Annotated in this window: 10 protein-coding genes and 1 riboswitch; of the genes, 9 read left to right on the top strand and 1 reads right to left on the bottom strand. The window is 41.0% G+C overall.

What is annotated here, in order from left to right:
- The first annotated feature begins 115 nt into the window (after nucleotides 1–115).
- From HGJ98_RS01510 to lysA, 7 genes are all read left to right on the top strand, one after another.
- The gene (locus HGJ98_RS01510; protein ID WP_291349222.1) at nucleotides 116–367 is read left to right on the top strand and encodes a hypothetical protein; all 252 of its coding nucleotides are present in this window, start codon (nucleotides 116–118) and stop codon (nucleotides 365–367) included.
- A 371-nt stretch (nucleotides 368–738) separates the two neighbouring features.
- Nucleotides 739–1830 (top strand): TRAP transporter substrate-binding protein, encoded by a 1092-nt coding sequence (locus HGJ98_RS01505; RefSeq protein WP_291349221.1) that lies wholly within the window; start codon nucleotides 739–741, stop codon nucleotides 1828–1830.
- Nucleotides 1831–1848: 18 nt separating this feature from the next.
- Nucleotides 1849–2361, top strand: a complete 513-nt coding sequence (locus HGJ98_RS01500) for a TRAP transporter small permease (RefSeq protein ID WP_291349220.1) — start codon at nucleotides 1849–1851, stop codon at nucleotides 2359–2361.
- Nucleotides 2358–3671, top strand: a complete 1314-nt coding sequence (locus HGJ98_RS01495) for a TRAP transporter large permease (RefSeq protein WP_291349219.1) — start codon at nucleotides 2358–2360, stop codon at nucleotides 3669–3671. Before HGJ98_RS01500 ends, HGJ98_RS01495 begins: the two co-directional genes overlap by 4 nt.
- A 71-nt stretch (nucleotides 3672–3742) precedes the next feature.
- Nucleotides 3743–5377, top strand: coding sequence for a class I adenylate-forming enzyme family protein (locus HGJ98_RS01490; RefSeq protein WP_291349218.1), 1635 nt, complete (start codon nucleotides 3743–3745; stop codon nucleotides 5375–5377).
- Nucleotides 5378–5765: 388 nt separating this feature from the next.
- Nucleotides 5766–7043 (top strand): 4Fe-4S dicluster domain-containing protein, encoded by a 1278-nt coding sequence (locus HGJ98_RS01485; RefSeq protein ID WP_291349217.1) that lies wholly within the window; start codon nucleotides 5766–5768, stop codon nucleotides 7041–7043.
- Nucleotides 7044–7122: 79 nt separating this feature from the next.
- A riboswitch (Lysine riboswitch) is annotated at nucleotides 7123–7297 on the top strand.
- Between the two features lie 93 nt (nucleotides 7298–7390).
- On the top strand, nucleotides 7391–8650 hold the full coding sequence (lysA, locus tag HGJ98_RS01480) for a diaminopimelate decarboxylase (protein WP_291349216.1): 1260 nt from the start codon (nucleotides 7391–7393) through the stop codon (nucleotides 8648–8650).
- Between the two features lie 110 nt (nucleotides 8651–8760).
- On the opposite strand, the gene HGJ98_RS01475 is transcribed toward lysA, so the two are convergent.
- Nucleotides 8761–9114, bottom strand: coding sequence for a CGGC domain-containing protein (locus HGJ98_RS01475; protein WP_291349215.1), 354 nt, complete (start codon nucleotides 9112–9114; stop codon nucleotides 8761–8763).
- Nucleotides 9115–9487: 373 nt separating this feature from the next.
- Between HGJ98_RS01475 and HGJ98_RS01470 the strand changes: the two genes are divergently transcribed.
- Complete coding sequence (locus HGJ98_RS01470) at nucleotides 9488–10441, top strand: rhodanese-like domain-containing protein (RefSeq protein ID WP_291349214.1); 954 nt, start codon at nucleotides 9488–9490, stop codon at nucleotides 10439–10441.
- Between the two features lie 289 nt (nucleotides 10442–10730).
- On the top strand, nucleotides 10731–12644 hold the full coding sequence (locus HGJ98_RS01465; protein ID WP_291349213.1) for a GGDEF domain-containing protein: 1914 nt from the start codon (nucleotides 10731–10733) through the stop codon (nucleotides 12642–12644).
- Nucleotides 12645–12688: the final 44 nt, after the last annotated feature.

Raw genomic sequence — 12688 nt, 5'->3', positions numbered from 1 at the left:
TCGAATTTTTGTGCATTGAGCCCCCCTAATAATCTTGCCCCCGGTCGTATACCATAGAAGTTAAAGAATAATGAAAAGGTAATATCGCGAATTTTGTTGATGTGGGGGCGTATTAGTGCCAAAAAAAGCAGTTATTTGTTATCTTTCTTCGTTATTGTTCTATGGACTGGGATATGCTAAAGTGTTGGTCCTCAACAATGGACACTTGAATCGTCATGACTTTACCATTCAAGTATCTTTAGCAACGGCGTATTTCGCACTAACTATCTTCTTAGCTGCTATCGGATCGTTTTTCTTGTATCTTAGGTATGCCAAAAATCAAGAACTTGAAAAGAATGACCTGGAATATAAGCAAATAGGGGATTGAGTTATTGACGAAGAGTATACCCATTTTAAGGTCTGAGAAAAATGTCGAAATCAGAGGAAAATATTAACTGGATTTTAATCTTGAATTATGATACTTTTTTTATGTAGGGCATATTAATACAGTATTATGGAGTGCTTCAGTAGGGTGTAGGGTCGGGACGGTAGATCAGTTAATGTAGGCAGGCAGTGTAGGTAGGAAGTTAAACGGTTATAAAAGTGTAGGATATTTGTAGGATGGTAGAAAATCAGGATGTGGTTTATTACTCCCTTATCCGTTTTTTATTGCGGATGCAGGGTGTTTTCACAGTTTTCTAAACTCCTATTTAGGAGTTTTTTTGTTTTTCTAAAATAACTATTGAGGAGAGATTTATGATGAAAAAAGGGATAGGTAAAACAATTAAGTTAAGGTCATTGGGGAAAGGGATTTTACTTGGGCTGCTGGTGCTGAATTTAATCTTCATTTCAGGATGCGGACAGACAGCATCTGCCCCCTCGGAAAATAAATCTCAAACAGTTGAGTTAAAATTGGCTCACTTCTTTCCTGCTACACACCCAGCTGAGAAAGAGTTAATTCAGCCTTGGGCTAAGGAAATCGAGACTGCAACAGAGGGCAGAGTAAAAATTACAAGCTACCCAGGACAAACCCTTTCACAGGCTGACGCAATCTATGACGGAGTTATTAATGGAATCTCTGATTTGGGTCTTTCTTGTTTTTCTTATACTCGAGGCAGTTTTCCCGTTTTAGAAGTATTTGAACTGCCAGGTATTAAGTACGTTAATTCTAAAGCTGCCAGTAAAGTCGCTTGGGAAGGGATCAAACAGATTAATCCCGAGGAAGTTCAAGATACAAAATTAATGATGGTTTTTACAACAGGCCCTGGAGATTTATACACCAAAGAACCTGTACGTGAACTAAAGGATTTAAAAGGACTAGAGATTAGAGCTACGGGACTAAGCGCTAAAAGTCTTACGGCACTGGGAGCCTTACCAGTGGCTATGGCTCAATCTGAAGCCTACGAATCCTTATCGAAGGGCGTTGTAAAAGGGAATTTAGGCCCAGTGGAGGTTCTACAAGGTTGGAAACAGGCTGAAGTAACTAAATATGTAACGTTCACACCGTTTTTATACAATAATTTATTTTATATCACCATGAACCATGATAAGTGGAACTCCCTAGATCCCAAAGACCAAAAAGCCATTGAAGCGGTCAATGAGAGGTTTTTTGAAGATGTCGCAATGGGTTTATGGGATAAACAAAACGAGTCCGCTATAAAGTATGCTGTCAATGAAAAAGGAATGGAGACCATCACCCTTTCTCAAGAGGAACAAGATCACTGGATCAGTTTAGTAAAACCCATTCAAAAGGATTTTGTAGCTCAAATGAATCAAAAGGGACTAAAAGGACAAGAGATCTTAGATAAAGTGATAAATCTTGCAGATCAATATAACAAGGAGTTTCAGTAATCCTGAGGAGGTATCTTAGTGAAGCGATTAACTGGCATTGTAAAAGCGGTAAGCAGGATATTAGATAAATTAGCAGGACTATGTATTTTTTCCGTGCTGCTATTGATTATAGCTAACATTGTTTTACGGACGGCTTTTAACCGACCTATTTTAGGAACCTATGAGTTGGCAGGCTTTTTAACCGCAATGGGCATGGCCTTGGCTTTGGCGCACTGTGCTTTTAAAGATGGTCACATTGCTGTCGGCTTGATTATGGAACGTTTTCCTCGTAGAATTCAATCCGTTACCGCCGTTTTTGTTAATGTCGTTTCTCTAATATTGTGGTCTGCCGGAGTCTGGTCTCTTGTAAGATTTGGTCAAGCTATGAAAGTAAGAGGGCTTGTTTCACCCTCGGCGGAAATACCCGTTTACCCCTTTATCTATTTCATTGCCTTTGGCTTATTGGGGCTTTGTCTGGTATTGTTGTTGAATTCCCTGAATTCGATCAGAGAAGTAGTTGCTATAGATACGGCTAAGAAGGTGACACGATGAGTGTCTTTTCCGTGGGGCTCATTGGAATCGCCCTTTTCTTTGGCTTGGTAATGCTGCGGACACCCATTGCCTATGCTATGGCACTTGTTGGTTTTGTAGGGTTCAGCTACCTAACGTCCGTCCCGGCCTCCTTAGACATGGTGGCTAAAGAACTCTACAATACCTTTACGTCTTATTCCTTAAGTGTTATCGTTATGTTCGTATGGATGGGGTTTCTGGCTTTCTATTCAGGAATTGGCACGAGCCTTTATGTTTTTGCTTATAAGCTAGTCGGACATTTGCCGGGTGGCTTGGCGATAGCAACACAAGCAGCTTGTGCTGTATTCGGAGCGATTTGCGGCTCTAATACAGCGACGGCAGCAACAATGGCGGCCATCGCTCTGCCTGAGATGGATAAATATCAGTACGACAAGTCCTTATCCACAGCAAGCATTGCTGCCGGGGGCGTTTTAGGGGTTATGATTCCCCCAAGTGTAATTTTTATCTTGTACGGCACAGCCACGGAACAGTCGGTAGGAACTCTTTTTATGGCTGGGATCGTACCCGGGATTCTTCTAATGTTCTTGAACATGAGTATGATTTACTTGCTGACATTGCGTAACCCAAGTCTAGGACCGGCTGGTGCCAAATCAGGTTGGAGTGATAGAATTCGTTCTTTAAAGGGAGGGCTGTGGGAAGCCCTGGCTGTCTTTATTCTTTCCATCGGCGGACTTTTTGCGGGCTGGTTTACACCGACTGAAGCAGGTGCTGTCGGGGCAGGTGGCGTACTCGTTATTAGTCTTTTAGAGAAACGGCTCAGTTGGGAAAAGCTAATTAAATCCTTAATTGATACGACTAGAACCAGCGCCATGATCATGTTTATGCTTGCCGGTGCGGTGATGTTTGGTCGATTTATGGCCATAAGCAGAGTACCCTTTGAACTGGCAAATTGGGTCGGATCATTGAGCTTGCCCCCCTTCGCCATTATGGGCATGATTCTCTTCATTTACTTCATACTAGGCTGCTTTATTGATGCTTTAGCTCTGATACTGCTAACCATTCCCATATTTTTTCCTGTAGTGGTCGATACCCTAGGATATGATCCGATCTGGTTTGGGGTTGTTGTAGTTTTGGTGGTAGCAATGGGAGTTATTACCCCTCCGGTAGGAATGAATGTTTATATTATTAAAGGAGTTGCCCCGGATATCCCTTTAGAAACTATTTTTAAGGGGATTTGGCCATTTATAGGTACGATCTTGATTTGTTTAATTCTACTGATGATTTTCCCTGGTATCGCGACCTATTTACCAAAGCTGTTGACGGGAGTGTAAAATTGCGGCTGAATTAACAGAGGATAGACCAAATAGTTCACAAGCTCACGACTAAAAGGAGAATGACAAAAATGCTTATAACAGAAGTACTTTCCCGTAATGCCAGACAGTTCAGCGAGGATATCAGCCTGATAGAAATCAATCCAGAGCTGCAGGAAAGGCGTGAAGTCACATGGCAAGAGTTTGAATTGATAGAAACAAGTCCCGTGGCAGAATTTCGACGGGAGATGACATGGCGTGAATTCGACGACAAAGCAAACCGATTTGCCAATCTTCTCCTGAATCGAGGGATTAAAAAAGGAGACAAAGTTGCAATCTTGTTAATGAACTGCCTAGAATGGCTGCCGATTTATTTCGGGGTTCTTAAAACCGGCGCTGTAGCAGTGCCTTTGAACTATCGCTATACGGCAGAGGAGATAAAATACTGTTTGGAATTATCTGATGCTGAAGCGCTAATTTTTGGACCAGAATTCATCGACCGTGTGGAATTGATTTGCCACCGGATTCCCAAGGTTAAAATGAACTTCTTTGCAGGAGCGAATTGCCCTTCCTTTGCCGAAAGCTATAACAGCCTTGTAGCGGCTTGCTCCACCTTTGCCCCTCAAATTAAACTTAGTGACGAAGACGATGCAGCTCTATACTTTTCCTCTGGAACGACAGGATTTCCTAAGGCGATTCTTCATAATCACCTTAGTCTAATATCGTCATGTTATACGGAACAAAATCATCACGGTCAGACCCGGGAGGATAACTTCCTGTGCATCCCTCCTCTGTATCATACCGGCGCCAAGATGCATTGGTTTGGCAGCCTTCTGGCGGGAAGTAAAGCTGTTTTGCTTCGGGGAGTTAAACCCGAGTGGATATTAAAGGCAATTTCCGAAGAAAAAATCACCATAGTCTGGTTACTTGTCCCTTGGGCACAAGACATTCTCGACGCCATTGAGAGTGAAGAAGTGAAGCTGGAGGATTATAACCTTGACCAATGGAGGATGATGCATATTGGAGCTCAGCCAGTCCCGCCCAGCCTGATTCAGCGCTGGAAAAGCTATTTTCCCAGCCATCTCTATGACACTAACTATGGTTTGAGCGAGTCCATCGGCCCGGGTTGTGTGCATCTTGGTACGGAAAACATTCACAAAGTCGGGGCAATCGGAAAACCTGGTTATGGCTGGGAAGCAATGATTGCTGATGAATCCGGCAACCCTGTGCCCCAGGGCAAGGTGGGGGAACTGGCTGTGAAAGGCCCGGGCGTGATGAAATGCTACTATAATGACCCGGAAGCAACTGCAGCTGTAATCAAAGGTAAGTGGCTTTTTACCGGAGATATGGCTCGTATGGATGAAGATGGTTTTATTTACTTGGTAGACCGCAAAAAAGATGTGATTATAAGTGGCGGTGAGAATCTATACCCGGTACAGATCGAAGATTTTCTGCGTGGGCATCATTCGATTAAAGATGTAGCGGTCATTGGATTGCCCGATCAGCGTCTTGGTGAAGTCGCGGCGGCTATAATAGAACTAAAACAAGATCGCAAGTGTACGGAAGGAGAAATAATTACCTTCTGTTCTTCCTTACCTCGCTACAAACGCCCGCGCAAAATAATATTTAATAACGTTCCACGCAACCCCACCGGTAAAATAGAAAAGCCCCGGCTTCGGGAAAAATATTGTGGAGGAAGTGTCGTGGCAGCTCAAATCCGGAAGTAAAGTTAATCCTAACAGGAATACTTTTTATAAGGAGCTATTAGGCGGCTTAACATAATGTTAGCCGTCTTTTTTGTACTGTCAGAAAGCATAACTTTCACTTATGTCATCCTGAGCGCAGCGAAGGATCTAGATCCTTCAGTCGTACCTCCTTCAGGATGACATAGTGCTTAAGTCGCTTTCATAGCAAAGACATGTGCAGTAAAAAGACGCGTAGTGTTCTTCTTGCTGATAAGGCCATCTCATCACTGATACTATGGCGACCACCTACACCTTACTTGACGCATGCAAGTGTTAAAGAAGAAGGTAAAAGGCAGGAAATTTTAATAAATATGGAATTATTATACATATTGAACTATAATATCTAAAAAGCGATAATCTAAGGAGAGCTATGGCACATAGAACGTTAAAATCTGGTTTCCATCAATTGAGTGAACGTCTAAATCAATTTCCACAAGGGGCTCCGCCTTCCGAGTATTTATTTAAGATCCTCAGTGTCTTAATGAATGAAAAGGAAGCGAGGGTCATTTCGGCGTTACCGATAAAACCCTTCTCAATTCAGACGGCCAGCGCGGCTTTAAGAATGAGTAGAGAAGATACGGAGAAAATACTGACGGAACTAGCTTCCCGGGCGTTGTTGATTGATATTGAGAGTACGGATGGCGAGAGAACCTTTGTTTTGCCACCACCAATGGCAGGTTTCTTTGAATTTTCTCTGATGCGTATTAGGGAAGACCTTGATCAAACGTTACTTTCGGAGCTCTTTTACCAATACTTAAACGTTGAAGAGGATTTCGTCCGAGATTTATTCGTTACAGAAACAAAGCTTGGAAGAATCTTTGTGAATGAACAAGCCTTAAGCACCGTAAATAACTTACATATCCTAGATTACGAACGATCGAGCGAAATTATTAAAAAGGCCTCTGCCATCGGAATCGGTCTTTGTTACTGTCGGCATAAAATGAGTCATTTAGGTAAGGCCTGTGATGCCCCTTTAGAGATCTGCATGACCTTTGGGACAACTGCTTCAAGCCTTATAAAATATGGGCATGCCAGAGAGGTTAGTGTTTCAGAATGTATGACTCTGCTTGAAGAGGCATACGACCATAATCTAGTTCAAATTGGAGAAAACGAACAAGAGGGTTTACCTTTTATTTGTAATTGTTGTGGATGCTGCTGTGAAGGTCTTCTAGCTATCAAGAAATTTGGAACTCTAAATTCAATCAATACGACAAATTTTCTTCCTGAAATTAGGGAAGATCAATGTAACGGCTGCGGAAGATGTGTATTGGCCTGTCCGGTCGGGGCTTTAAAGGTAGTTTCCAAGCAGGTCGCGAACAATAAACCAATTAAGACGGTAACGCTGGATGAAGACATATGCTTAGGATGCGGGGTTTGTGTCAGAGTCTGTAATCGCGGATCCATAAAACTTAAGCACAGGAACCAACGAGTAATTACACCTATAAATTCCGTACATCGAATCGTGTTATTGAGTATAGAAAAAGGGAAGCTCCAGAATCTCATTTTTGATAACCAGGCCCACTATAGTCACCGAGCAATGGCAGCGATCCTAGGGGCTATCTTAAAAATGCCGCCTGTCAAACGAATTATGGCAAGTGAGCAGATGAAATCAAAGTATCTCTCGGCTTTAATAAAAAACTATGTGTGACAGGGGTTGTGACAGGGGGACCGTCCCCCTGTCACGCTTGACATTTATTGAAGCATTGTTGCATAATAAAACAACTTAATAATTTGATAGGGGTGCGGTTATTAATAATATGTACACTAAGCGATCCAGCGATGAGGTGTTCAAAAAGGAATAATCGCCGAAGTAAAAGGCTGTGGTATAAGGACTTTTACTGGTTATGTATTGAATAAGTACATGACTGTCACCTAAACGTTAGGTGGAGCACTATCTCTATAAATTGGCTTGTATGAAAAAGCAGTTTAGGAGTGCGCTCTTTAAACTGCTTTTTTATTATTGGGAGCATATATTGAAGTAGGAGGAAAGCATTAATGGCAGAAAAAGTATTACCATTTAGTAAAGACCAGTTAGAGGCAATGATCGAGCAATACGGTTCACCGTTTCATATTTATGATGAAGGGGCTATTCGTAAAAATGCCCGTAGGTTAATAGAAGCTTTCAGTTGGGCACCCGAGTTCAAAGAGTACTTCGCAGTCAAAGCAACTCCTAATCCATATATCCTCAAAATTTTACGTGAGGAAGGATTTGGAGCGGATTGTAGCTCTCTTGCAGAACTTATTTTGGCAGAAAAGGCTCATATTTTTGATGAAAACATTATGTTCTCCTCGAATAATACCCCTGATTTCGAATATCGAAAAGCTATAGAATTAGGTGCAATTATTAATCTCGATGACATTACTCATATTGATTACTTAGAAAAAAATGTTGGTATGCCTAAAATTATCTCCTTCCGTTATAATCCCGGCAATTTACGCGAGGGAGGAAATGCAATTATCGGCAAACCCGCTGAAGCTAAATATGGCTTAACCAAGTCTCAAATTTTTGAGGCCTATCGAATTGCCCAAGAAAAAGGAGTAGAACGCTTTGGGGTTCACACTATGATTATTTCCAATGAACTTGAAGCGAATTATTTTATTGAAACAGCCAAAATGATGTTTGAGCTCATAGGGGAGATCTATGAGAAGTTAGGGATCAAGATTGAATTAGTTAATTTCGGCGGAGGTATTGGTATTCCTTATCGCCCAGAGCAAGAGCCAGTTAGCCTGGAGGCTATAGGTACAGGAATCAAGAACGCTTACGACAATCTTATTGTAGCTAAGGGGTTAGATCCTTTGAAGATCTCCCTGGAGAGCGGACGTATGATCTTGGGCCCTTATGGCTATTTAGTAACAAAGGTATTGCATAAGAAAGAAATCTATAAAAATTATGTAGGTGTGGATGCCTGTATGGCCAACTTAATGCGTCCGGCTCTCTATGGTGCTTATCACCACATAACAGTCGTAGGGAAAGAGGATTGGCCTTGTGATCACATTTATGATGTAACAGGGGGCTTGTGTGAGAACAACGATAAATTTGCCATAGATAGAGCGTTGCCTAAAATGGACATTGGTGATATTGTCGTTATTCATGATGCAGGAGCTCATGGTCATGCTATGGGATTTAACTATAATGGCAAATTACGCTCAGCAGAGTTGCTCTTTAAAATGGACGGTAGTGTTGAAATGATCCGAAGGGCAGAGACCCTTGAAGATCTTTTCGCTACTTTGGATTTTTCCGGGCTGGAGGATTAGTAAAACCTATTTGTCCCTCAAAGCAAGATAAGTATGTTCTAACAGAAAACAGCAGACTGTTAGTGTCTGCTGTTTTGCTCTATTCAGGTTTTATCAAAACTGTAATGATATCAATAATTATGAGTTCCTATAACCACTGGCTTCCCGAATTTTCCTTCCAGTTTCGCCTTAATACCGTCAAGGTCTATTGGGCAGGCGGCGGTATTTCTTGCCCGGACGATGCACGAACCAATATGAATAGCGTCGATATCTTGCAACAAATAATCAGCCATTTCCATAACTAAATTAACCTTGGGCATAACTAAGCCTGGGCAATCGCCACATCCGCTTATACCCACGATCTTTACGGAGTCATACCCTTTAAATTCACCCTCTTTAAGGTCAGCCGCTTTAAAACACTTCAGGCAAGCTACACAACTTACATCACGAATCTTTGCACAAGAAACAATTAAAATATTGGCCATTAATCTCATCTCCCTTATTTATTAGTTATGAACATTATTCTATAACGAACTCAAAAAATCCTTTTTATAAACCTATCTCAAGCTAAAAATGTCTTTCACAGCTGCGCTTTTCAAGGTAAATATCAGACCGAGTATGAATAAAGTTTTACAAACGAGCATCTGCTAAATGAAGGCAGGTGTTTTTCCTTTAGTGCGACAGATTTATGCTATAATTATTAAAAATTCTTCGAAAGGGGGTCGCTAAAAATGCATCCTCGACAAATCTTGCTATCGTTCAAAGTGATCGATCTAATTATATTAGAAGTTCATAGCCCTCTTTACGAAGAAGCCCGGGATAGATATTGAACAAATCAATAAATACGGAGGAAGCTAAATGAAGAAGATCATGCATATAGTCACAGCTATAGTTTTAGTGAGCTTCCTAAGCCTGGCAGGGTGTTCACCAGTTCAATCTGAATCGGACAACAAGTCCAGCTATCAAACTATTTCCAGTGAAACTGCGAAGAAACGTTTAGATAGTGAAAAAGGAATCATTCTAGTTGATGTAAGGACTGAGGCGGAATATGCAGAAAAGCATATCCCTGGGAGTTTGTTGATTCCAGTTGGGACTATCGAGACACAAGCATCTGAGAAGCTTAAGGACAAGGATGCAACCATATTCGTTTATTGTCGAAGCGGAAATCGAAGTGCTATTGCCGCCCAAGCACTTGCCAACATGAATTATACCAATGTCTTTGATTTAGGTGGTATCAATAATTGGCCATATAAAACAGAAACTACTTCTCGGCCAAATCAATTGCCTGATATAACACCAACGAATGAATCCCAAAAAGCTGAAGCCGAAAAAGTAGTAAAGCCTTTAGAACAAACAAATCTGGACAAGGTACAGCAGCCAGCCCCTACCCCTCAGTTACCTACTAAACCTGCCCCTAAACCAACACCCCAGATCAATGTTCAAATACAAAAAATGTTGGAATCAATCAATTCAGAACGAGCCAAAGTAGGAGTAGCTCCATTAAGTACAGATATTAAGGTAATGGAAGCTGCTCGCATGAAGTCGGAGGATATGGTTAAAAATAATTATTTTTCCCATACTTCCCCAACCTACGGGTCTCCTTTCGATATGTTGAGTAAATTCGGTGTTACCTTTCAAGGAGCCGCTGAAAATATCGCAATGAACTCTTCCGTTGAGGCTGCCCATGCTGCATTAATGGCTTCAGAAGGGCATCGAAAAAATATACTTAATGCCAGCTACAGCTATATTGGAATCGGGATTACAGATAGTCCAAGAGGAAAAGTTTTCGTTCAAATGTTTGTGAAAAAATAGTACCAGAGAACAAAGTCGGTAACATCGGTTCATTATACTTGTTGTAGCATATCAAGAAATACATTCTTATTGACTAGAATCAGGATATCCGCATCATTCCCGAATCGTTAGGCAACAATTCCCCCAAAACGTGTCAAAAGGACCGTCCCCCTGACACGTGACACGGTACAAATTTTTTATAAATTTGGTATTTCTTGAAGGAAACCCAGGAAGTTCAGCGAAAAAGGAAGTTATAAGTTGTATTAGGCGAAGAGTTTATCTAGCTCTACGGAGAGGGGGACAGGGAAGTATGAAAAAAAGTAAGGCAGAGGTTATTATTAGTAAAAGAAAACTGTCCTTAATGAAAAATATACTGCTGCGAATTTTCCTCTTGTCTACCTTCATTGTCGCTATTATCTCCTACATTTCTTATTTCAGCGTTTATACAACTGAGACAGAGAAGAAGTTAGATGAGCTAAAAATGTATGTTTCCGATAGGGTAAGAACAGATAGTGAGATTTTTAAGTTAGCAGAAGATAATTTAAAAGCCTACGAAAAAGAGTTCATGAAGCTTTACCTTTCGGATATTAAAGTGACTGAAGAGGAGTTTTGGACCTACTACTTTGTTGATGATCAGGGTGCGACAAGGATGAAGAGAGAATACTATGATGGCATTTATACTGATGAAGGGAGTTACCTATATGGTATGTCCAGCTTTATCGGCAACAATCAAAGTGTAGCACAACCGGATTTTCAGAGGAGACTTATTCTTGTTAATAAACTCTTGTCTAGGTTAGGGCCAGCCTGGGTCAATAGATTTGCCAATGTTCATGTTGCTTTCCCAGAAAACGCTATAACCTTATTTTACCCAGAAGAGCCATGGGGCTTAAATGCTAGAGCAGATCTACCCATGAATGAGTTAGGAGTTATTAAGGCTGTTAATAAAGCGGATAATCCGGAACGGAAATCTCTATGGTCAGGGCTTTATTATGATGAAACTGCTCAAAAATGGATGATAACCTATATGGATCCAGTTGATTATGGTACTCAGCATCTTATCACCCCAGGCCATGATGTCTATCTTACTGACTTAATGGAGCGGTTACTTGCTGATAATAGTGATAATACTTACAGCTTTATTATCCGTAAAGACGGTTATCTCGTCGCACATCCCAGTGATCCCAGCGATGAGCAAAAATGGGTCGGACAATTATCACTAGATAAAATACAAATACCTCAGGTCAAGGAAGCCTATAAGTTAATCACTGAAGAAATAGGAATGGATACCTCGGAAGTTAAAGTTATATTGAATAAAGTACATGACAGCTATCTCGTGGTAGGAGAGATTGAAGGGCCGGAATGGCTGTTTGTGAGAGTCTTACCAGTAAAATACATTAGAGAAGCTGCTCATGAGGATGCAAAACGGGCCTTTTTTGAAGGAATGATTATTCTTATTGCTATTCTTCTTATAGTTTATTACGTCATAAGATATCAAGCAGAGAAGCCTTTGAAACAGTTGACTAATGCAGCTGAAGTGATCGGTCGGGGAGACTATCAAGAGGTAGCCGAAGCAAAAATGCAACTTCCGATTAATTTAAATAACGAAATTGGTCTACTTGCCAATAGGTTCGTGGAGATGGCTGCCAATATTCAAAATTCTAAGGATAATCTTGAAAGGATCGTAGAAGAAAGAACCAATGCCTTAGAAAAGGCTAATTCTGATCTTATAGAAATGAGTTTACTTGATGGACTTACAGGAATTCATAATCGCAGGTCCCTAGATCGCAGCATAGCGCGGGTTTTTTTGGATGCAAAACAGGGTTTGGGTACATTTTCAGTTATGATGTTAGATATTGACTTCTTCAAAAACTATAATGATAGATATGGGCATGCAGAAGGGGATAATGTTTTAAAAGTTATTGCTAAGACTATAAAGCACACTATCAGAGATGAGGATCGTGTTTTTAGATACGGGGGAGAAGAGTTTTTCGTTATTCTTAACAATGCAGATGTAATAACGGCTAAAGTTATAGCCGAACGTGTTTTAGAGGGTATCCAAAGTTGTAACATAGCCCACGATAAGAGCCCCTATGGAATAGTAACGATTAGTGGAGGAATTGAAGAATATAATAATGCCTTTGCTCACCCAGAAGATGTAATAAAGGCCGCAGATCATAAGCTTTATAATGCCAAGAATGGGGGACGTAACCGTATAGAGCACTGACAATAGAGAAACAAGGGCACAGTTTTTGAAACTCCTTTCATTTG

Source organism: Desulfosporosinus sp. (genome assembly GCF_014237355.1).
GTDB lineage: Bacteria > Bacillota > Desulfitobacteriia > Desulfitobacteriales > Desulfitobacteriaceae > Desulfosporosinus.
Note: the sequence above shows the minus strand (reverse complement) of the source record. Positions and strands in the feature narration are given on the sequence as shown.

Bases quoted from the DNA above. Each gene is read 5' to 3' on its own strand.
- lysA (WP_291349216.1), top strand. From the start codon at position 7,391: ATGGCAGAAAAAGTATTACCATTTAGTAAAGACCAGTTAGAGGCAATG.
- HGJ98_RS01495 (WP_291349219.1), top strand. From the start codon at position 2,358: ATGAGTGTCTTTTCCGTGGGGCTCATTGGAATCGCCCTTTTCTTTGGC.
- HGJ98_RS01490 (WP_291349218.1), top strand. From the start codon at position 3,743: ATGCTTATAACAGAAGTACTTTCCCGTAATGCCAGACAGTTCAGCGAG.
- HGJ98_RS01485 (WP_291349217.1), top strand. From the start codon at position 5,766: ATGGCACATAGAACGTTAAAATCTGGTTTCCATCAATTGAGTGAACGT.
- HGJ98_RS01505 (WP_291349221.1), top strand. From the start codon at position 739: ATGAAAAAAGGGATAGGTAAAACAATTAAGTTAAGGTCATTGGGGAAA.
- HGJ98_RS01470 (WP_291349214.1), top strand. From the start codon at position 9,488: ATGAAGAAGATCATGCATATAGTCACAGCTATAGTTTTAGTGAGCTTC.
- HGJ98_RS01465 (WP_291349213.1), top strand. From the start codon at position 10,731: ATGAAAAAAAGTAAGGCAGAGGTTATTATTAGTAAAAGAAAACTGTCC.
- HGJ98_RS01475 (WP_291349215.1), bottom strand. From the start codon at position 9,114: ATGGCCAATATTTTAATTGTTTCTTGTGCAAAGATTCGTGATGTAAGT.